Origin of the sequence: Thalassotalea fonticola (assembly GCF_032911225.1) — a bacterium.
Taxonomy (GTDB): domain Bacteria; phylum Pseudomonadota; class Gammaproteobacteria; order Enterobacterales; family Alteromonadaceae; genus Thalassotalea_A; species Thalassotalea_A fonticola.
Genome location: NZ_CP136600.1, coordinates 108,537 through 131,392, shown reverse-complemented (window position 1 = coordinate 131,392; position 22,856 = coordinate 108,537). Strand labels below are relative to the sequence as shown.

The 22,856-nt window shown below is 39.3% G+C and carries 15 protein-coding genes; 4 read left to right on the top strand and 11 right to left on the bottom strand.

Annotated elements, in window-relative coordinates; genetic code table 11:
• The first annotated feature begins 139 nt into the window (after nucleotides 1–139).
• Complete coding sequence (locus tag RI844_RS00620; protein WP_348396552.1) at nucleotides 140–814, top strand: porin family protein; 675 nt, start codon at nucleotides 140–142, stop codon at nucleotides 812–814.
• A gap of 76 nt (nucleotides 815–890) precedes the next feature.
• Here RI844_RS00620 and RI844_RS00615 read toward each other — a convergent pair whose 3' ends face one another.
• The 3 genes from RI844_RS00615 to RI844_RS00605 all read right to left on the bottom strand — a co-directional run bounded on the left by RI844_RS00615 (nucleotide 891) and on the right by RI844_RS00605 (nucleotide 4,476).
• Nucleotides 891–1,373 (bottom strand): FKBP-type peptidyl-prolyl cis-trans isomerase, encoded by a 483-nt coding sequence (locus RI844_RS00615; RefSeq protein ID WP_348396551.1) that lies wholly within the window; start codon nucleotides 1,371–1,373, stop codon nucleotides 891–893.
• Between the two features lie 185 nt (nucleotides 1,374–1,558).
• The gene (gene pntB / locus RI844_RS00610; protein ID WP_348396550.1) at nucleotides 1,559–2,935 is read right to left on the bottom strand and encodes a Re/Si-specific NAD(P)(+) transhydrogenase subunit beta; all 1,377 of its coding nucleotides are present in this window, start codon (nucleotides 2,933–2,935) and stop codon (nucleotides 1,559–1,561) included.
• A gap of 11 nt (nucleotides 2,936–2,946) precedes the next feature.
• Nucleotides 2,947–4,476, bottom strand: a complete 1,530-nt coding sequence (locus RI844_RS00605; protein WP_348396549.1) for a Re/Si-specific NAD(P)(+) transhydrogenase subunit alpha — start codon at nucleotides 4,474–4,476, stop codon at nucleotides 2,947–2,949.
• Between the two features lie 464 nt (nucleotides 4,477–4,940).
• On the opposite strand from RI844_RS00605, the gene RI844_RS00600 reads away from it, so the two are divergent.
• Nucleotides 4,941–5,381, top strand: a complete 441-nt coding sequence (locus RI844_RS00600; protein WP_348396548.1) for a hypothetical protein — start codon at nucleotides 4,941–4,943, stop codon at nucleotides 5,379–5,381.
• A gap of 283 nt (nucleotides 5,382–5,664) precedes the next feature.
• Here the strand turns inward: RI844_RS00600 and RI844_RS00595 are convergent, their stop codons facing one another.
• Nucleotides 5,665–8,775 carry an efflux RND transporter permease subunit gene (locus RI844_RS00595; protein ID WP_348396547.1) on the bottom strand — a complete coding sequence of 1,037 codons (3,111 nt, stop codon included), beginning with the start codon at nucleotides 8,773–8,775 and terminating at the stop codon, nucleotides 5,665–5,667.
• Between the two features lie 12 nt (nucleotides 8,776–8,787).
• A complete protein-coding gene (locus RI844_RS00590; RefSeq protein WP_348396546.1) occupies nucleotides 8,788–9,942 on the bottom strand; it encodes an efflux RND transporter periplasmic adaptor subunit in 1,155 nt (384 codons plus the stop codon).
• A gap of 311 nt (nucleotides 9,943–10,253) precedes the next feature.
• On the opposite strand from RI844_RS00590, the gene RI844_RS00585 reads away from it, so the two are divergent.
• Both RI844_RS00585 and RI844_RS00580 read left to right on the top strand, forming a co-directional pair.
• Nucleotides 10,254–13,385 carry an efflux RND transporter permease subunit gene (locus RI844_RS00585; protein WP_348396545.1) on the top strand — a complete coding sequence of 1,044 codons (3,132 nt, stop codon included), beginning with the start codon at nucleotides 10,254–10,256 and terminating at the stop codon, nucleotides 13,383–13,385.
• 5 nt (nucleotides 13,386–13,390) lie between these two features.
• Nucleotides 13,391–14,455, top strand: a complete 1,065-nt coding sequence (locus tag RI844_RS00580) for an efflux RND transporter periplasmic adaptor subunit (RefSeq protein ID WP_348396544.1) — start codon at nucleotides 13,391–13,393, stop codon at nucleotides 14,453–14,455.
• 247 nt (nucleotides 14,456–14,702) lie between these two features.
• On the opposite strand, the gene nagP is transcribed toward RI844_RS00580, so the two are convergent.
• The 6 genes from nagP to RI844_RS00550 form a co-directional block, all read right to left on the bottom strand.
• On the bottom strand, nucleotides 14,703–16,010 hold the full coding sequence (gene nagP / locus RI844_RS00575) for an N-acetylglucosamine MFS transporter NagP (protein ID WP_348396543.1): 1,308 nt from the start codon (nucleotides 16,008–16,010) through the stop codon (nucleotides 14,703–14,705).
• An 87-nt stretch (nucleotides 16,011–16,097) separates the two neighbouring features.
• The gene (gene nagA / locus RI844_RS00570) at nucleotides 16,098–17,219 is read right to left on the bottom strand and encodes an N-acetylglucosamine-6-phosphate deacetylase (RefSeq protein WP_348396542.1); all 1,122 of its coding nucleotides are present in this window, start codon (nucleotides 17,217–17,219) and stop codon (nucleotides 16,098–16,100) included.
• A 1-nt stretch (nucleotide 17,220) separates the two neighbouring features.
• The gene (gene nagB-II, locus RI844_RS00565; RefSeq protein WP_348396541.1) at nucleotides 17,221–18,216 is read right to left on the bottom strand and encodes a glucosamine-6-phosphate deaminase NagB-II; all 996 of its coding nucleotides are present in this window, start codon (nucleotides 18,214–18,216) and stop codon (nucleotides 17,221–17,223) included.
• A gap of 53 nt (nucleotides 18,217–18,269) precedes the next feature.
• Nucleotides 18,270–19,154 (bottom strand): N-acetylglucosamine kinase, encoded by an 885-nt coding sequence (gene nagK / locus RI844_RS00560; RefSeq protein WP_348396540.1) that lies wholly within the window; start codon nucleotides 19,152–19,154, stop codon nucleotides 18,270–18,272.
• A 177-nt stretch (nucleotides 19,155–19,331) separates the two neighbouring features.
• A complete protein-coding gene (locus tag RI844_RS00555) occupies nucleotides 19,332–21,977 on the bottom strand; it encodes a family 20 glycosylhydrolase (RefSeq protein ID WP_348396539.1) in 2,646 nt (881 codons plus the stop codon).
• 95 nt (nucleotides 21,978–22,072) lie between these two features.
• Nucleotides 22,073–22,786 carry a SapC family protein gene (locus tag RI844_RS00550; protein WP_348396538.1) on the bottom strand — a complete coding sequence of 238 codons (714 nt, stop codon included), beginning with the start codon at nucleotides 22,784–22,786 and terminating at the stop codon, nucleotides 22,073–22,075.
• Between the last annotated feature and the right edge of the window lie 70 nt (nucleotides 22,787–22,856).

Genomic DNA, 22,856 nt, shown 5'->3' with positions numbered 1-22,856 from the left:
TGCAAGTTTAGTTTTCTTATTCATTATGTACCCTAATTTTTATTATTACTTTTTGTGTTTGAATTGTACGAAATCAAGCTATTTAACCTATTATTAACATATACGTTTAAAAATTCTATTTATTATTGAGGTGTAATTGATGAAATTATTAAATAGCATATCAATTAAAATATTGATTTTGGTGTTGCTAATAGTAGTTAGTTTCAATGTCTTAGCCAATCAAGGTGCTTGGTACTTAAAACCCAGTATTGGTGTTTCAGCCTTTGATGATACCGATGCAGAATTGAATTCAATAACCGGCAGCAGTGAAAAAATCGAACTAGAGCTCGATCCTGGCTTAACGTTTGCTCTCGGATTAGGATATTTTTTTACCGATAATATCTCGTTAGAATTAAGTCTCAATCAACATGAAAATGATGCAGATATGACTTTTAGCAGTGTTGGCATTGACACAAATGAAGACGCTAAAGCAGACTTAACAGTTAGCTATTTAGCCATTAATAGTTATTGGCATGTACAGCGAAAAGGTAATTTACGTCCTTATTTAGGTATAGGGGCTGGGATAACAACAAATGCAGAGGTTAATGTAGAAGCGAACATTGAAGATGCATCATTAGAAAGTGATGGTGATTTAGTTTTTCAACTAATGTTTGGCTTTGATTTCGAGCTAACTCGGCAAATGGCCCTGTTAACCGAGTTAAAATACACTAATATAGAGCTAACTGATCTAGAACAAAACTCTGCAGATCAGCGTCTAGATAATTTGCAATACAGTCCATTCACCTTGCAGCTTGCCTTACTGTATTCTTTTTAAAGAACATTATACCGTCCTGCATAAGTACTGAGTTGACTTTATACTTATGCAGAATGCGATTAAAACTTAACGAACCTTAATGGTGATGTCCGCCAACACCGTGGGCATGGCCATGCGAAATTTCACTCTCTTGTGCTTCACGTACATCAATAATTTCAATATTAAAGTTTAATGTTTGACCTGCTAATGGATGGTTAGTATCAACCGTGACCATAAACTTACCAACTTTAAGAACAGTTACTTGGCGCTCGCCTTGCTCAGTGTGAACAACGGCCACCATACCAGGTGCCCATTTTTCAGCGCCTTGTAAGTGCTTAGCCGGTACGCGTTGTATTGCTTCTTCGATGTATTCGCCGTAACCATCTTCAGGACTTACTGTAACATCGAACTTATCGCCTTTCTCTTTGCCTTCCAAAGCATTTTCTACGCCGATGATCATATTTTTATGGCCGCATAAAATGGCTACTGGATCGCCACCAGTTGAATCTTCAATCACATCGCCTTGTTCGGTTTTAAGTACATAGTGAAATTGAACGATAGTATTTTTGCTTACTTTCATATTGGTTCCTGAAAATGGGGTAGTTTTTAAATTGATATGAAAACCATTATATCTTACAAATTCCAAAAAAGGCATTATCCTTGATGTACAATTCCATGTAAAAAAAAACAGCCCGCAATTGCGGGCTGATTAATTAAACTAATGCCACGAAGTGGTCTATATAAAAATGCGCAGCAGATTTATCTTTATAATGCTTTAAATATTTTCTCTACCGAGTCTTTCGCATCACCAAATAGCATAGCGGTATTGTCTTTAAAGAATAATGGGTTTTGTACACCTGCGTAACCGGTGTTCATTGAACGCTTAAAGACAATGACTTGTTTGGCATTCCAAACTTCACAAACCGGCATACCGGCAATAGGACTTGTTGGATCTTCAGCGGCTGCTGGGTTAACTGTATCATTCGCTCCGATAACAAGTACAACATCAGTTTCAGGGAAATCATCATTAATTTCATCCATGCCTAGTACAATGTCATAAGGAACTTTAGCTTCAGCTAATAATACGTTCATATGCCCTGGTAAGCGCCCCGCTACAGGATGAATAGCAAAACGTACGTCAATACCACGTTCTTGTAATGCACGGGTAATTTCATACACCGGGTATTGTGCTTGTGCAACAGCCATGCCGTAACCTGGAGTAATGATCACAGACTTTGCTTCGGTAAGTAAATCGGCAGTTGCTTCTGCGGTTATTTCTTGATGCTCTCCGTAATCGACATCTTTCGCTACCTGCACGTCTGTGCCAAAGCCACCAGCAATAACGCTGATGAATGAACGATTCATCGCTTTACACATAATATAAGAAAGGATTGCACCTGATGAACCAACTAAAGCGCCAGTGATGATAAGCAAGTCATTACCTAACATAAAACCAGCGGCAGCGGCTGCCCAACCAGAGTATGAGTTAAGCATCGAAACAACGACTGGCATATCTGCACCGCCAATTGATGCAACTAAGTGCCAACCAAATAAGAAAGCAATAGCCGTCATTATAATTAATGGCGTTAACGCACCGCCAGCTTGTACAAATTCAACCATCAGGTATATACAAACTATACCGGCAATTAAATTCAGTTTATGACGTTGTGGCAACATTAGCGCCGAGGTATTAATAATACCTTTCAATTTAGCGAAAGCGACAATTGAACCGGTAAAAGTTACCGCGCCAATGAACACACCCAAAAATACTTCTACATTATGTATGGTTAGCGCCGAGCCAACCATTAGTACACTGTGATCTAAAAAGCTGTTATAACCAACAAAAACCGCAGCTAAACCGACAAAACTATGCAACACAGCAACTAGCTCCGGCATTTCAGTCATTTCAACTTTTTTGGCTAGACGTAAACCAATTAGGCCACCAACAACCATACAAACAACAATTAATGGTACTCCGGTAACCGCCGGGTTTACAACCGTAGCAATTAACGCAATTGACATACCAATAATACCGTACCAGTTACCTGCTTCGGCAGTTTCTTGCTTACTCAAACCAGCAAGACTCATAATAAATAATAGTGCCGCAATAATATACGCAGCTGTAATAATTCCTTCAGACATACTAACGACTCCTATTTCCGAAACATTTTAAGCATACGTTTAGTGACAAAGAAGCCACCAGCAATATTAATTGAGGCTATGAGGATAGCAATCCCCGCGAGAACCTGTACGGCAAGTGAATCACTGCCGACCTGCAGTAAGGCACCGACAACAATAATGCCAGAAATAGCATTTGTTACACTCATAAGCGGGGTATGTAATGCATGAGTCACGTTCCAAACTAAGTGATAACCAACAACACAAGCTAGAATAAATACGGTAAAGTGTGATAAGAAATCAGCCGGAGCAACGCTTGCTACCCAAGTAAAACCAACGGCAGCAGCTGCCATGCCGATGTATTTACCGGTGTTTGATTTTGGCTCTTCTTCTGCCACTTCAACTGGCGCTTCAACTTTAGGGGCAGCCGGGGCCGCTGAAACTTGAATAGGTGGTGGTGGGAAGGTAACTACCCCATCTTTAACAACAGTCATGTTACGCAGCACCACATCATCAAAGTCGATATTGATGTTGCCGTCTTTTTCTTTACACAATAACTTCATCAAGTTAACTAAGTTATTTGCATATAATTGACTTGATTGGTTTGGTAAGCGAGAAACAAAATCAGTATAACCAATAATTTTAACCTGATTAACTTCGTTAATTTCGCCAGGAACCGTTAACTCACAGTTACCGCCACCTGGTGCGGCTAAATCGACAACGATTGAACCGGGCTTCATCGCATTGACCATTTCTTCAGTGATAAGTTTCGGTGCAGGACGACCAGGGATCATCGCAGTGGTAATAATAATATCAACATCTTTCGCTTGCTCTAAAAACAAGGCCATTTCAGCATCAATAAATGCCTGGCTCATTTCTTTCGCGTAACCATCACCACTACCGGTATCTTCTTCTTCATAATCAAGTTCTAAGAACTCGGCGCCCATACTCTCGATTTGCTCTTTTACTTCAGGGCGAGTATCAAATGCACGAACAATCGCACCTAAACTACCCGCAGTACCAATTGCGGCAAGACCAGCAACACCTGCACCGATAATCATTACCTTCGCGGGTGGTATTTTACCTGCTGCAGTTATTTGCCCGGTCAAAAAACGACCAAAGTGATTAGTTGCTTCAATAACAGCACGGTAACCAGCAATATTTGCCATTGAACTAAGCGCATCCATCGATTGCGAACGCGTCATTCTAGGTACCATTTCCATCGCTAAAGTGTCTACGTTTTTAGCACTCAACTGCTCTAATAACTCAGGAGCTTGGGCTGGAGCAATAAAGCTCACTAATTTAGAGCCATCTTTTAAAAGCTCAACTTCAGTCGATTCAGGTTGGTTAACCTTCATCACAATATCAGCTTGCCAAGCTTGCTCTTTGGTTACAATAGTTGCACCAGCATCTTGATAAACTGAGTCGTTAAAACTGGCTTTATCGCCAGCGCCTTGCTCTACAATCACGTCAAACCCAAGCTTAATTAATGCTTGAATTGATGCTGGAGATGCCGATACGCGATTTTCACCGGAAAGACTTTCTCTAGGTATACCGATTTGCATAGAATCTACCTTCATAGTATTTTTAAAATTGCTGAATTACTAAGTTATTTCAACATGTTGAGTATAAATATTAGTACAGTCTTATAATTTCATAAGTAGCGTTTATAAAACTCAAATGACCTATTCTGTATTTAACTTACTATTATTAATATCATCTTTAAAGTTAATTTAGAACCTTTACTCTATGTTTTGGCGTAAATTTTATATGTATTGTCGTAAATATCATTTAAATGAATTGAAATTAAAAAAAATTGCACAAAAGTCGCTAAAATAAGGTATCTTTAAGTAAACCGTTAACAAAAATAAACATCCCTATTGCCAACTACGGTATTGATTAAGTGGTTTGGTATAAAAACAGCACACGCCATATTGTGACTTGGGAAGTGATCAAAATAACATTTAAATAACCGTTAAATATTATTTTTTAAAAATCACTTCGTGCTAACGGATGCGATAAGCAGGGTATGAATAAATTAATTTTGTTGCTTATGGTTTGGCTTAACTTTAGCGCTACAGCTGTGGCTGAAGACGTGCTGTCTGAAGAGTCAATAAATCATATTGCACAACAATTTATCGATTTTCATAAGACAGAAGCGAAAAGCCTTCTGCAAACTGTGCTATCTCCACAATTATCAGTCACGATCACTCAAGGTTCAAATGGCTACGGTTTTGTGCTGAATTACTCTAAACCTGAATATATCGCTTATTTAACGCAGAGCCATAAAAGTCGTTCAAGGATTGGCACCGACGTATCTTTTATATCTGCTGAATTATTAGGTAATCGAGAAGCAAAAATCATCTTGCGTTACCGCTCTAAAAAACTGAATAAATACGTCTGGGTGGAGGGCATTATTAGTTTGGTTGATGGTGATGCTATGGTTACACAACTTGAAGAGTATACGTAAAACGACAAAAAGCTAGAATTTAGATACGAGAAACGAAAAGCAAAATACCACGTCTATACATTCCGCAATACAACTCAACTTCAAAGAATAAAAGCAGATCCTGAAACAAGTTCAGGAAGTGGTTCCTTTATTCTGGATATCATGGAGCAGGGAAAGTAATGTCTAATGAATCAGAATCAACCTAGCTTCAAGATTAACCTCAACGCTCTTCGTTACTAGTTACTAAAGTTATAAAAAAGGCCGGGAATTCAACCTCCCAGCCTGTATCATTAAAGTCTCTCAATTACCCTTTAAGTTTTTCTCTTGTGCTTTGGACCATTACATAACACACAGGAATAATAAGCGTACCAACCACTAAAGCTACTGACATACCACCAAATACTGTGATACCTAACGATTTCTGGCTAAACATCCCTGCCCCCGTTGCCAAAACCAAAGGGATTATGCCCACAATAAAAGATACCCCGGTCATGCAAACCGCACGAAAACGTAAATCGGCCGCCATGCTAGCCGCTTCTATTATCGATTTATTTTCATCTTCACGTAGATTTTTAGCAAACTCAACAATCAAAATGGCATTTTTTGCCGCCATGCCAATTAACAAAATAAGGCCTACTTGGGCAAAAAGATTTAACGAAAAACCGACCAAGTTCAAAGAAAGTATCGCCCCGCCCATGGCAATAGGTACAACCAAAATAATGGCGGCAGGAATTGACCAACTCTCGTATTGCCCGACTAAAAACAGATACACAAAAACCAATGCCAGCGCATAAGCATAAATCGCCATGTTACCCGCTTCAATTTCTTGATAAGTCATGCCAGTCCATTCGTATTGAAAACTTTGTGGTAACACTTGTGCGGCAATTTGTTCCATTGCAGCTATACCTTCACCAGAACTAAACCCTGGGCTGGCGGATGCTCTAATACTTATCGAGTTAAATAAATTATAACGGTCACTTATATCCGGGCCATGAATCGCTTCGATTTCAGCAATGGTAGTTAATGGGATCATATCCCCATTGCTATTACGTACATATAAGGCCTGTAAATCCGAGATATTTTGTCGATATTCAGATTTGGCTTGCATGATCACCTTATAGGTTTGGCCAAATTTATTAAAATCATTGATATAAACAGAGCCCAGTTGTGCCTGTAAAGTGCTATAAACGTCTGCAATGTTTAAGCCTAGTGTTTTCGCTTTCTTACGATCTACATCCACAAGGTATTGTGGCACATTAGCTCGATAGGTACTGTAAACGCCGGTTAATGCCGGGTGTTGATTCGCCTCAATCACAAACTCATTGAGAATACTGGCCATTTCTGTTGGTGAACGAGCCATTTTATCCTGTAAAATAAACTCTAATCCGCCTACCGCCCCCATGCCGGGAACGGCCGGTGGCGACATCGCAAATACCTGCGCTTCAGGTACGTGCATAAACGCTAAATAATTCACTTTCTGAGTTATTGCAAATACGATATCCTGGCGACTTTCCCTCTCGTCCCAATGCTTTAATACAATAAACATTGACCCTGCATTACTTTGCGCGGCGCTATTTAAAATACTATACCCCGAAACGGCAGTAATACTTTCAATACGACTATCTTGATTCAATTGCTCAGTGAGTTTAGTCAATACCTCTTCGGTACGAACTAGCGAACTGGCATCAGGCAACTGCACACTGACGATGAATATACCTTTATCTTCAGGTGGGACAAAACCGGTTGGCGTTTTTATAAATCCATATCCAAGCATTGCAAAGACCACAGCTAAAGCGATGGCAATGACCAGCGTTTTTCGGATCAATGTAGCGACAACGGCGCCATATTTACCTTTAATAAAATTAAAGCCACTATTGAACTTTTTAAACCAGCCAGCTTCAGTTTCCTGGCGTTTTAATAGTAATTTACATAATGCTGGTGACAAAGTTAATGCATTTAACGAACTGAATAATACTGCCACACAGATAGTCACCGCAAACTGACGATACATAATACCGGTTAAGCCGGGCAGCATGGCAACGGGAATAAATACTGCCAACAAGACTAAAGTAGTGGCAATAATAGGGCCACTCACCTCTTCCATGGTTTTGGTTACCGCTTGCTCTGGATTGATATTCGGGTCTTCATCTAAATGTCGTTCCGTATTCTCCACTACCAAAATAGCATCATCTACGACAATACCTATGGCTAAAATTAAGCCAAACAAGGTTATGGTATTGATCGACATTCCGGCCAACAACAGTACAGAAAAGGAAGCAATAAGTGAAACGGGAATGGCAATAGATGGCACTAATGCTGCGCGCCAACTACCAAGAAAGACGAAGGTGATAATAATAACCAAGGCGATTGCCTGGAGTAAAGACACCACTACTTTGGCAATCGAAGTACTGACATAACGCGTGGTATCATAACCAATGGAGTAATCAATACCCTCGGGAAAACTTGGGGCAACCTCCGCCAATAACTGCTTAACTCTATCCCCCGTATCCAAAGCGTTCGCGCCGGGTAATAAATACAGCGCAACCGTACTCGAATCTTTGCCATCCACTTTCGTGATTATCGAATAATCTGCTTGCCCAAGTTCAACTTCAGCAACATCTTTTAGCAACACCAAAGCACCGCCCGCGCCGGCACGGATCACTATATCTTCAAACTCTTCAACGGTAGCAAGTTTACCTTGCGCTTGCAGGGTATATTGCGTTTGCACGTTATTATCAAAAGGTGGGGCACCAACTTTACCCGCAGCAACTTGAATATTTTGTTCTTGTAAAACCGATTGAACATCGCTTGGGGTGACACTCAATGCTGCCATTTCTTGTGGGTCTAACCAAATTCGCATTGAATAAGCGGCTTCTCCCATAATGCTAGCTTCAGAAATACCATCGACCCTTTTCAAGGCATTAAGCAGGTTAATTTTCACATAATTGGAAATAAATGCCCGATCAAAACCAGCATCGGTGGCGAACAGGTTAACTAAAAACAACATATCAGGTGATTGCTTTTTGATGGTTAATCCTGCTTGCTTAATTTCTTGGGGCAATTTCGGCTCAGCCATCGACACCAGGTTTTGCACCCGTACCAGTGCCATATCAGGGTCGGTGCCTACCGCAAAGGTTACTGTAAGCTTATAGCTGCCATCGTTCGCGCTTTTTGAAGACATATAAATCATCCCTTCAACACCATTAACCGCTTCTTCAATGGGCAAGCCGACGCTTTCTTTAACCACATCAGAAGATGCACCAGAATAGTTGGCTGACACTACTACTTGCGGCGGTGCCACACTTGGATATTCAGATATTGGCAGGTTTATGCCCGAAATTATGCCAATCAGGGTTAATATAATGGCAATAACTAACGCAAGTTTTGGGCGTGTAATAAAGGTTTTACTGATCATTGTTATCGCCTATTAATGATTATTTGCAGAGCTATCAGCGGCAGACGTTGGTGCTACAGCGAATTTGGTTTTAACTTGCTGACCAACACGAATTTGTTGTACGCCGCTAATCACCAGGGTTTGATCAACCACTAACCCGTCTTCAACGATAACTAAAGTATCGACCCGTTTTCCTAAGGTAACGTTGCTGCGTTTGACTTTATGATCATCAACAATGGTCATCACAAAGTCGCCTTGTTGATCAGATTGCACTGCACTTTGCGGGATCATAATAGTATCAACTGCTGTTGGTGATTTGAGGATAACCTGAACGTATTGCCCTGGCTTTAAAATACCATCGGGATTTGGTACTGTTGCTCTGACTTCCATAGAGCCTGTTTCAGGGTTTACCCGGTTTGATATAAACTCGATCGAACCTTGATGCTCATAAATGTCATCGGCAGCAAAAGCAATTTCCACTATAGGCTTACGCGCCCCCATTTTGATCTTTTCTTTTTGAAAACGACGAACAAGTTTCCAATATACCTTTTCACTCAACTGAAATGGTACTTCCATCATATTCACCGCAACGATAGTCGTTAATGAACCAACCTCGGGACTGACAATATCGCCAACACTAAATTTACTTCGATCTATTGTTCCCGATAATGGTGCAGCAATTTTACTGTAGGCGAGATTAACTTTGGCGGTTTCTAGTTGCGCTTTTGCTGCTTCCAATTGCGAATTAGCTTCTGCCAGCTTGCCTTCTAAGTTATCTAATTCTGATGTAGAAATGTAACCATCGGGTGCTAATTCTTGACCGCGGTTATAGTTCTTTTGCGCAACATTTAATGCCGAAACGGAGCGTGAGACTTCAGCTTTCACCTGCTTGTATTGTGCTTGCAATTCATCATCATTGAGTTCAAACAACACATCGCCGGCAACCACCTTGGAGCCTTCTTTAAAATTTACGGCGGTGATTTTCGCTTTCACTCGAGCTTGTATGGCAACATCGCTAGTAGCGGTTAAATGGCCAACAAAAGTATTGCTACTTTGATAAGGATATTGCTCAACTGTTTTTACTACCACTTCAACTTGTGGTTTTTCTCGCTTTTGCTGTTCACAAGCAAATAAACTTAGCAAAGTTAGTGCTATTAAAGGGGTTTTAATCACATTCATTGGTTTCATAGAAATTCCGAAGGTATAGGTATAGAGATATAAATTTAATTACAAGTACTTACACTGAGTATAGTCATCATTTACATTATGACCTAAAGACATTGATATTCATCATAAAGTTTCAAATATTTTGTAACAATTATTGGAGGGATTGTTACTTATCGTAACCAAGCAGGTGTTGGTCTTAAAATAACCACATAATTATATTAAACGATTACACTGAGTGAAATAATTAGAAACACTTTGTTTATGTTAATGCCATGTTAACTAATTATAATATTCGGCAATAACATTAAGTATTATTCGATTGGAATTTTTTGATGAATTTAACCCGTAGCTCCTTAAACAATCCTGCTGCTATTTTAGTAATAGTCGCACTTATTTTTGTATTTGGTGCGATCAGTATTGCTAAATTGCCAATCCAGTTAACGCCAGATATTGAACAGCCGCAAATTACAATTTCAACAGGCTGGCGCAGTGCCTCTCCGCAAGAAATGGAGTCAGTGATTATAGAACCGCAAGAGAACGTGGTTAAAAATACTAGAGGGGTAACTGATGTAACCACCAGTATTAATAGTGGCTTCGGTAATATCACCCTTACTTTTGCCGTTGGCAGTGATATGCAACAAGCCATGCTTGATGTTATTAATAAATTAAATCAAGCCCCTCCATTGCCGCTGGATGCTATTGAACCAGTTGTTGCAGCTGGCGGAGGCCGTGGTGGACCAAATGCGGCATCCCTATTGGTAAAGATATTAGATACTAATCCAAATAAAAACATGGGAAGTTATCAAAAACTCATTGAAGATGTTGTCGAGCCAAGGCTCGCTCGTATCCCCGGTATTGGACAAGTAAATTTAAACTCTAAAAGACCGAAAGAACTGCGCATTAGTTTTGACCCATACCAAGCAGCAGCTATGGGTATTGAATTAGGTAAAATCAGTTCTACTATTGCTCGCTCTGCTGATATATCTGGTGGTTTTGCCGATGTTGGAAGACGCCAATACACTGTTCGCTTTATTGGCCAGTATGATGTTAGTAGCCTAAATGACATGATCATAGGCTATCAAAGTCAACGTCCTATATTTTTAAAAGACATAGCTACAATAGAAGAAACTTTGGTTGATCGTTTTGGCTTAACGTTACGAAATGGCAGCCCAGCGTATTACATCACAGTTACCCGTAATAATGACGCCAATACGGTTAAGTTATTAGATGATATAAACCTTGCCATTAACGAACTCAACACTGGCGTGTTAGCAGAGCATGGCGTTACTATTGATTTAAGTTTTGACTCATCAGTACATATCAGAAATGCTCTTACTCTAGTTAAAAGCAACTTAGGGTTAGGTGTGTTACTAGCCTTAGGGGTTTTGTGGTTATTTTTACGCGGATTAAAACCAACATTAATTATTGCCAGTACTATTCCTATATCATTAATGGTGGCATTTTTAGGGTTGAGTTTGTTTGATCGAAGCTTGAATGTTATATCACTTGCAGGCTTAGCGTTTGCGGTTGGTTTGGTGCTTGATGCAGCAATTATTGTACAAGAAAATATTGTCCGCCTCAGAGCTAATGGTCTTAAAAATCATAAAGCGGTTTTGCTAGGAGCATTTCAAGTTACAGGAGCATTATTTGCCTCAACGGCAACCAGTGTTGCTATTTTTCTGCCTATTCTATTCATGCAAGGCATTGAAGGACAGCTGTTTTCAGACTTAGCTTTAACGCTTTCAATTGCTGTTGTCGCTTCTTTAATTGCAGCAATTACGGTATTACCCATTGCCAGTAAGTACTGGTTAAAAGATTTACCTAAAGCAGATCCTTTCGAACATTATTGGCAAAAAATTACCTCTTTGGTGATGCGTTTAACTAACTCTTCAACAAAAAGATATACTTGGATAAGTATTTTACTCGGTGGTTCATTAGCAATAAGCGCTTTACTTGTTCCTAAAACCGACTTTATGCCAAGAACTCCCATAGATGGTTTCTTTTTTAACATCAGTTTACCGCCAGGGGGTAACTTAAACTTTATTGATAAAGAGATGGCACAATTAGTAAAAGCACGAATTCAACCCCACTTAACCGGCGAACAGTTACCAAAAATTAAAAGCTATAACTTCTATTCTTATGGCGCAAGTTTTAGCGGTGGTTTTATTTATGCTGACGATCCGAGCAAAGTAGAAGAGTTAATGACTATTGTGCGCAGCGATATTCTCGCGGACTTACCCGATACACAAGTCTATTTGTTTAGAGGTTCAATGATAAACGTAAGTGGCGGCGGTAATGGTCGTTCTATTAATTTAGATATTCAAGGACCTAACCTTGAAGAACTAATGCTAACCGCTCAAACGGGGATCAGTGCCATTAATCAGCACATGCCCGGCGTAAGTGCGCAACCTATTCCTGGCTTATCTATGGCCGAGCCTGAACTGCAACTTATCCCTAATGATCGCCGTATAGCGCAAGCAGGTCTGAATAGAAATGATGTGGCTAATGCCGTTAGAGCATTTACAGATGGTTTATTTGTCAGTGAATATTTTGATGGTAATAACCGCATGAATATTATTCTACGAGGCTCTGATTGGTCTAATCCAGATGAGCTGGCGACTTTACCAATTTATACCCCATTAGCTGGAGTACAAACATTAGGTGAACTTACTAAAATCAAGCGTACGGTTGGTCCAACCCAATTACGTAGAGTTGATGGTAAACGAACCATAAGCTTAAGAGTATCTCCACCAGAAGACATGTCTCTTGAGGAAGCTATAAGCACATTAAACGAAAATGTCATTCCATTAATGAACCAAGTATTACCAAATAATGCAACAATAAAATTAAGCGGTAATGCGAATAAAATGAAGCGAGCGATCACTGACATGATCACTAATTTTATACTTGCATTAATTATTTTATTTTTACTAATGACAGCATTATTTAAATCAGCAAAAGACAGTCTTTTAGTGTTATTAGTAATGCCAATGGCTGTAGCCGGAGGTGTGGCTTCACTGGCAATATTAAATCTTGTGACATTTCAGTCATTGGATTTGTTAACCATGATTGGTTTTATCATTTTATTAGGCTTAGTGGTAAATAACGCAATTTTGTTGGTTGATCAAACAAGGGTAGCTGAACGAGAAGGCGCGAATCGTAGAGTTGCAGTAGCACAAGCTGTAAGGATAAGGGCTAGGCCTGTTTATATGAGTACGTTAACCAGTATTTTTGGCATGCTACCGTTAATGGTAATGCCAGGAGTTGGCGCTGAAATATATCGAGGTTTAGCAACAGTCATTGTTGGCGGAATGGCAATAAGTGCCATATTTACGTTAATACTACTGCCCAGTTTATTACGCTTAGGTGAAGAAACAGACTCGGGGAGTTTTGACAATATGAATGCTAAAGATTTACAAATAGAAAATCTAGAGAAATTACAATCCAAAGCGGTGAATGGGTAATAATTATGAATATGTTTACAATAAAATCAGTCGTACTTCTTAGCAGCTTGTTATGTGTAGGTAACTTTGCCTATGCTCAAGGTGAACACCCGTCGAGTCCGGTAAAAATTGAAGTCGTTAAAAACACCAACTTATCGCCAAGTGCTAACTTATTAGGCACTGTTTATAGCAGTTCTAATGTCGCTATTACCGCTGGTGTAAATGGTCAGTTGCAATGGATTATTGAACCTGGAAGTTATGTCAACGAGGGTGACACTTTAGTAAAAATGGACACCTTACCACTTGAATTACTGCAACTTGAAAAACAGGCTCAAATCAAGCGAGAAAATATCAATTTAGCCTATTTAAAGCGTGAATTAGCTCGTTTACAAACATTAAAAGCGCAAAATAATACCGCTGAATTCCAACTCGATCAAACTCGGTCTAAGTATGAATTAGCTGCCGCCGATTTGGAAATTGCCCAGTTAAAATTAAAACAAATTAATGATCAATTAGAACGTGCTCATATTGTTGCCCCTTTTACCGGCGTTATAACTGAACGCCTAGAACGCGAAGGTAGCGATGTAAATCGCTCGCAAGTGCTATTAAGATTTATTGATACTGAAAACTTGCAGGTTCGTTTATTTGTACCAATTCGTTATATGGCTTTTATTAAAAGAGACAAAACATTAACTGTGTTTAGTGATACTTATCAAACTAAAGCGCGAATAAATGCAATAATTCCTTCAGCAGATCCTCGTTCACAAACCTTTGAATTGCGTATTACCTTAGATAATGACAGCGTACAATATTGGACTGCAGGTGAACTGGTTAAAGTAGAAATACCGGTGCAAGCCGAAATTCAAACTTTGGCAATTCATCGAGATGCGCTTATTTTACGACGAAATGAAACGTATGTAATGAAAATAGACCAAGACAATACTGCTCATAAAATGACGGTTACCGTTGGCGATGGGCAAGGTGACTGGGTGGCAATTAAAGGCGATTTAGAGGCTGGTGATAATGTTGCTGTTCGCGGTGCAGAGCGTTTACAAGATGGACAGAAAGTAAGTGTTCAAAACAAAGCTTAAAACAGAAACGAGATGCGAGGTACGAGAAACGAAAAGCCTTTGATAGATATAATTTGTATTTATAACGAGATAACTTATTTGTATTAGCTATGGGCTATCCGTAGAATAACTAAAGCTAAATAGTGGTCACTTTACTGCGCTTTTCGTTTCTAGCTTCTCATTTCTTAAATAGATAAAAGCCCTGACTCCGCAGAGTCAGGGCTTTTATTCTCTAGGGAGAGAGAAGGTTTTAAGTTAGCTTATAAGATTAAGACCAGCTACGCATTTTATGGCCTTTCACGGCATAAAATAAGATGAATAGGTAACAAGGAAACATAACCATATAACCACCTTGCTGACCTAAGTCAGTAGCAGAACTTGTTAAGCCCCAAAATAGAGGCCCAAATGCACCTCCAGATATTCCCATTACCAGTAATGCTGAGCCTACGCTGGTAAGTTTACCCATGCCCGATAAGGCTAACGGCCATACTGCTGGCCAAACGATAGCGTTTGCTAGGCCTAATAAAGCAATCATTAATAAGGTATCTGGCAATGCGGTACCGCCAAATGGTACTAACAGGGTGTTGGCGATTGTGTATGAGGTATTATCACCGGTAACAATTAATACTGTTAATACTAAGCCTAATACCGCCGAAATTGTTAACGCTGTAGGTTGAGAAATGAATCTTGGGATTGTTAAAATCCCGATACTATAGCCCACAACCATACAAACCATCGTATATGATGTCATTACACCGTAGCTCTCAACACCAAGCGATAATGCAAATGTACCAATCGTATCACCGGCTATCACTTCAACGGCAACATAGAAAAATAATGCGGCAACACCAAGAGCAAGATTTGGGTGCGATAATGCCTCTTTTAAATGCCCTTTGCCACTTTCGCTAGTATCGCCTTCACTTTCTAGTTCCGGCAAAGGTGATTTTTTAACAAGAATAGCTAATATACCGATGAAAATTGCCATTCCCAAATAAGGAAGTACCAGACCATTAGCCATCTCATCTATTTGTATTTGACTGAGTTCAGTACCAACTCGATCTTTAAAGCTATCCAAAATTAATGCGCTAAACACAATTGGTGCAACAACTCCTGCACCCTTGTTTAAAATCCCCATCACACTGACGCGCGCGGCAGCAGACTCTTCAGGTCCAATTCGAACAACATACGGATTAACTGCCGTTTGCAGCAATGTTTGACCCGTTCCCATTACCAATTGGGCAAGCAAGAACAAAGCGAATATTTGGCTTTTTGCTGCTGGTATAAACAAAAGACCGGCAAGCATCATAACGCCCATACCCAACGCCATTCCGGTTTTATAACCAACCCTGCGAATAACCCATGCTGAAGGCAGCGCTGTAAACGTTACTGCAATGTAAAAAGAGAAAAGAATGAGAGAGGCTTGGAATGGTGAAAGTTGCAATATTTGTTTTAAATAAGGCATTAAAGAACCATTAAGCCAGGTCGCAAAGCCCAAAATGAAAAATAACCCTGCGACTATCGCCATTGGGATAATACTGCTTTGTTTATTAGATTGAGTTTCAATCGATATTGTCATAATTTTGCCTTTTGTTTTCAGCTTATTAAAGTTTTTATTATTTTTATTTTGCTGTTTTAATTGGTTTTAATCATTGTAGATTAAATGCTAATTCTTAAATACTGGCTGCCCGGAAATCCAAGTTTGCTTAACCGACAAATTGTCATTGAGTATAACAAAGTCTGCACAGGCGCCTGGTTGCAGGCGCCCTTTTTGATTGTCTAATGCTAAAAACTCAGCAGGATATGTTGATGCCATACGCAGCGCTTCAGTAAATTCTACCTGCAAATGTTCAACGGTATTTATAACCGCGCCAGCCATGTCCAAACAAGAGCCAGCCAGTTCACCAGTAAGTGCGTTTAACCGGTCACCAGTACGAATGATTTTTGAATCAAAGAAAGGAAAGCTTTCGTCATCAGTGCCAACCGGCGGCATGGCATCAGTCACTAACATCATTTTGCCATTTTCTTTAGCCTTAATTGCCAGTTTGGCTGCATCGAAATGAACATGATGACCATCAACAATTAATCCACACCAGCTGTTATCATCTAGCAATGCTGCGCCAACCATTCCAGGTTCACGAGCCCCAAATGCCGACATTGCGTTAAACAAATGAGTAAAACCTGTGGCTCCTGCAGTTAACGCTTTCATCACGGTTTCATAGTCTGCATTAGAGTGACCTAAACAAACATGAACATCAGCAGCTACCAACGTTTTAATATCTTCAATAGATACATTTTCGGGGGCTAAAGTAACAACTACTTTGCCAAGGTCTTGACGAGTAAACACCGCCATTTCAGCATTGGTAATACCGCGGATAAATTCAGGGCTATGTACTCCTTTTTTAGGAATTGATAAATGTGGCCCTTCAAAATGTACACCTAAAACACCCGGCGTTTTTTGCTTTATAGCTTCACATACGGCATCAGCCGCGAGTTGCATCACATCAACTTTATCGGTGATCAAGGTAGGTAAAAAACCGGTTGTGCCAAACTTTGCATGAGCGGCACCTATGGTTTTAATTGTCTCAACAGTGGGAGCGCTATTAAATAATGCCCCGCCACCACCATTAACTTGCACATCAATATAACCCGGAGCCATAATTCCTGGCTGTACATCACTTGCCGCTTTATCTATGCTAACAATTTTGCCATTAGAAATGCTCACCGCTACATTTTTACGCAGTTTTTGGCCATCAAAGAATGTTGCAATGTTAATGGTATTAAGCATATTAAAGCGTCCTGGTTACTTTCTTCAAACCTTGCGGTTCATCAGGATTAAAACCTTTCGCTAGTGCTACTTTCTCTACATCTAGATAAAAACGTTGTAGTACTAATAAAGGCGCTAATCTAGGGTGAACATCATTAACAATTTGTTGTAAGTGAATTAAGTCAGCACCACGGGATTTAACTTCGATGATTTGTTCTTTATGAGACTGATCCGACTCATCATTTACATGACAATCCAATATTGTTAATTTTTGCGCGACCAAAGTAACGGGACCATGTAAAAACTCTGCACTTGAAAATGCTTCAGCGTGTATTGAACATACTTCTTTTAATTTAAGAGCAATTTCTTTAGACACTGCATAACCTAAACCGCGACCTAATACCACCAAGTTTCGAGTATCACCTAAGCCATCAATAGTTAACTGAGCAGGTGCATCAATTGCTTTTAAAAGCGCTTCTGGCAAAGTATTTAGAGCAGAAACCAATTCGTCATTTTTGCTCCAATAAGCAGTTAATTGCAATAACGCAGACAAGGTAGCTAAATAGCTTTTAGTTGCTGCAACTGAATTTTCAGGGCCTGCGCGCAGTGGTAGAACATCATCAGCAATTTCGGCTAGTGGTGATGTTTCATCATTAACTAATGCTACAACGTAAGCACCGGCATCTTTCGCCATTTGTGCTTGTGATAAGATATCTGGGCTGCGGCCTGATTGAGAGATAACAATTACAAACGCATTATCAAGTTTTAAGGTTTTGCCATAAACAGATGCAACAGAAGGTGCAGCTGCAAATGTAGGTATACCAGCTTCAATTTCAATTAAATATTTACCAAATACACCAGCATGATCAGAAGAGCCACGACCGATAATCATCACCATTTTTGGATCAATAGTAGTCAGTTTATTGCCAATTTTTTCAGCAACCGCTGCATTTAATTTGATTTGCTCAGCAATTACTTTTGGTGTTTGCTTAGCTTCTTGTTCCATTAATGTGGTCATAACATTACTCAATTATTTGTTTAACTTACGTGTTCGTTTTAAAAATCAACCAGTTAGTTTTTATGCTCGTTCATAGCAAAAAGGACTGCGCCAATTTCAGGGGGATTTTCAGGCTCGCTAATTTGTGTTGCCACGGCTTCTGGTAACCACTGCATCAAACGAGGTTTTAGACCACCAATTAGTGACAATTTATTAGGATTCATTGCCATTAACTTGTAAAATACGGCTTCAAAGTACTGGCAACCTTCGGTAATGATCTCAATCGCAACTTTATCTCCAGCATCGGCAGCGTCAAAAACATGTATTGCTAATCTTGCATAAAAGGTTGCGCCATTACCGACAATGGTTTCAATTAAAGTATTAGAATCAGTGCAACCTAATTCGCGAAATATCTTTTCGGTTAACGATGTATCTTTAATGATGCCGTCTGAGCTAAGTAATACATTTTCTACCGCTTTAAAGCCTAACCAAGCACCACTACAAACATCACCATGCGGGAAACCATGGCCGCCAATGACTAATGATTCGCCTTGATTGGTTAAGTATCCACATGAACCTGTACCAGTGATCATAATGGCACCATCTTCTCCACTATGAGCACCCAAACATGCTATATGTAAATCAGTAGCTAAATGCATGCTTTTAAACGGGTGTTGCCATTGCTGCATTAGATCAAAATATTTTGGCAAATTCACACCGGCTAACCCAACACCAGCAATGAGTTCGCTTTTTAAAGAAATATCTAAATTAGCATCTGTTAATGCCAGCTCTGCAGCGTGACTAATTGATTGTTGTGCTCGTTCTAAATTATGAAAAGGATTGGCAGCACCCGAGATGCCTTCACCCAGCACTTGCATTGAATTATTCAGGATCACAGCCTTGCACTTGCTGCCTCCGCCATCAATACCTAAAAACAGCTGTTGTTTATTACTTTTCATTAACGCCTCTTAGCAAAACTGCCTGTTGTCAAAATATGAAACCAAAACTCTATTTTGGCGTTCACACTTTAACTTGTTGAATTTATATTACATACAAATGACAGCGCTGTCATTATGTTTTTACATTTTTTTAATATAAATATAATTCTTTATATTAATTAATTTTAAAAATTGAATTTAATTCAATAAAAACAAGCTCCTGCCTGCTCTTTTAGAATCTATTGAACGAGCTCTAACTTCAACATCCCCACTTATTTCCAGTGGTTTTGTCCATATTTGCCATGACTCATCAGTCAATTTATATTCCAAGGCCAAACCTGGATAAGCGTTATTGATGAATAATTGGGAATCAATAATTTTTGCACCAACGGTAGGAATTCGATAAAACACCTGCGCTTTATCTAATTTAGCGAGCTCTTTTTGGGCAATCACACGGGCAAAGTTGGCCCATTGTTGATCGCGATTATTGCGCATTTCAACAGTGAATCGATTGCTTTCTTGGTTATAAACTTGGCCGCTAAATGAATAAGGGACGGCCCAATTAGGTTTATGCCAGGCACGCTCTGCTAAAGCAAATAAACGAGGGAATATTTTATACTCGGCTAAGTTATCATTACGGGTATTCTCACTCCATAATTGCCCCTGTAAGCCGGCAAGCTTTTTACCTGGTTTAAGCGGAGAAGAAATGATTTCGCCTTGCTCATTCAGTTGAACCGTGTCATCAGTACTATAAGGTTTATCTTCTCTATCTAGCCAAAATTCAGCATGCGCAGGTAAGTTATCTGGCATGAATTGAAATAATTTTTCGGTATTAGAATGTCTGGAAGCCCAGTAATAACCGTGCTCTTTAGGATCCGGTTCATAAGGAAAATCAAAATAAGTAACGTCAGGACTAGATACTACAACGTCCCAATCTTGATTGGCCAGTTTGTGCGCTTCTTTATGGCCTTGCCATTGAATTAACCCCCAAGCATTGGCTTGCACCGTCTCAGGCATATTTTTTGAATTTGTATGCATCATGCCATCATTCCAGCCAGCGGTTTCAATATCACGTTCGGCTAATATTTTTGCAACCCGTTCAACAAAATAACTCCCGAGCTGCTCCGCTTTAGTAATACCTAAGCCATTATTTGCAATGAACTCTTTACAAATAGGTGATTCAACCCACGCTCCTGCCGTTTCATCGGCGCCAATATGATAGCGTGTTAACGGATGACCAGCGTCGCTATGCATTGCTTTAACTTCATCCATAACCTTTGCCACAAAATCATAAGATGACTCCATACATGCATTGATCGTATTGTCGTTATAATATTGTATTGATGAATATACTGTTGCATCGTTTTTGTCATGTAACAGATATTGTTTAGCCCCCTTCTCATCACCCTGTGCCATTAGCTTGTTGAAACGAGCTTTCATTGCCACAATAGATGAACGTGAATGACCCGGCATATCTAATGATGGGATCACTTGGATATGGCGCTTGGATGCATATTGTAAAATTTCTTTATAATCTTGTTTACTGTAATAACCATTCACCGAACTGTTTGGATCAACTCCAGCGCCTAACTGTGGTAACAAACAAGTTTGCTCACTTAAATCAAAACAACGTTTAGAGCTAATATCGGTAAGCTCTGGTAAGTCATTAATTTCCAAACGCCACGCTTCATCATCACCAAGGTGAAGATGAAATTTATTTAATTTGTACGCGGCCATTTGATCGAGTAAATCAAAAATGAACTGTTTTGAATGAAAATTTCGAGCAACATCCACCATCATACTACGAAACTCATAATGTGGTTCATCTTCAATAGTTACATGAGGAATGCTTAAATTATCTAATGACACTAAGCCAGCAATAGTTTGTAATCCATAAAACAAGCCCATATCATTATTGGCGCTGATAATGATACCTTGTTCATCACTAACTATTTGATAGCTCCCCGCCTCACCTACAAGCTTTTCATTTTTATTCAGGTTAACTGCCACACCTTGTGTATTTTCGGTAATGCCAAGGTGAGCTAAACGTTCAACTGCAGCTGTGATTTTGTTGATGTTTACGCCATTTAAAGTTAAAGAAATACCATTCGACAAATCAAGATATTTACCTGTACTGGCTACTTGCAACTTTTTAGGGGTAGGAATTAAACTGTGAGCCAGTTTATTGTTGGCTACTTTCATTTGTGCATTACGCTCAAATAATACATTCGCCGTAGCCCAAACAGTTTCATCTGTTGCCGAACGTTTAAAGTGTTTTTCGACACTGCTAAAATTTTTCACAAAAGGATAAATTTCAAGACCAGTATCAGCATCAATTTGTGTTTGTGTACTTTTTATTACCCGTGGCATCAAGCCATTAATGTTAACTATATAGTTTGGTAAAGCATCTGTTTCTGATAACGTCCAAAAATCAACACGATAATTTAAGCCATATGTTTTACCTGCATGGAAACCTGTAAAGTTAGAAGTTGGAATGATCTTATGCAGATCACCATTTACATGTTCAATCCTAAAGAGTTCGCTTTCAACACTTTGCACAGGATTAATTTGAGAGAAGTAGATTTCCCAATCAGTTGATATAAAATCTTTAGCAGTGGTTAAATTTAATTGCAATTGAAAACAGTTACCCTCACTGCGTGCTTGGTCGCATTGTTCATCAGGAATATTGGTGATTAGCTGATATTCAACCTTTAGAGTGTCAGCAAAGTGATCAACTGTTGATTGATAAATTGTATTGTCAGAGGGCTCTGGAGACTGTTGTTTAACATCAGTACAAGCACTTAGAAACACAGTACAACATAATATTTTAATAAATTTGTTCATTTTTACTCATAACCTTTAATATGTTTTATGCCTATTACAGGCATAAAAAAACCCAGTAAACACTGGGTTTTAATTAAAAGTTTTAAGAAAAACGATTAACTAGCCAGAGTTACTTTCTTTTTCACTAAACGATGTAACTGATGCATTGAATTCAAGTGCGCGTATATTGGCGCTAAGAAACCACGTTTTCGAAGCGCTGTATAATCTTCATCAGATAATTCATTAAGCTTCTTCTCATCAACCAGATATAAACCATTGATCTGGATTTTTTCACTGCCAAGAGTCAACTCTAAGTTCTGTTGAGTTAATAAATCTCTTTCAACTAATTCTTTAGTAAATGCTTGCGTAATTTGTGCATGCTCAAAATACTTGCCTAACGCTTCTTTACGACGAGTTAAATATTCTGACTCGTCACCGTTATCTTCAAATAACGCATTACCTTCATCTTCATTTACAACAGCGTTGTCGGTTGCGATGACAACCATAAAGTTATTTGCATCTTTTGTTTCAGGAACAAGTGCTAAAGGGAAGTTAGTCACAGACGCAGGTGCATATGTTCCTTCCCAGCTTTCAGTTACTGTATATAGATTTTCGCCAGGTTTAACGCCAAATAACGCAACTGGTTGAAAGCTTTCAGACTCAGAGTTTTTTACAAAAACGACTGGAAATTCGGCTGAGGCTCTTGAAAATTCATGTACGACTACTGGAGCCATGTGTTGCGAGCTCACGTGTAAAAAATTTTTTTGCGCTTTAACTTTAGTTTTAGCGTGCGCAGTTTTATTTAATGGTTGTATGTTTTGTTGGCTCATCTTACTACTCCAAAAATGCAGGCCTATTTTTATGAAGTCACTAGACTAAACTGTACAGACAGCCTATTAC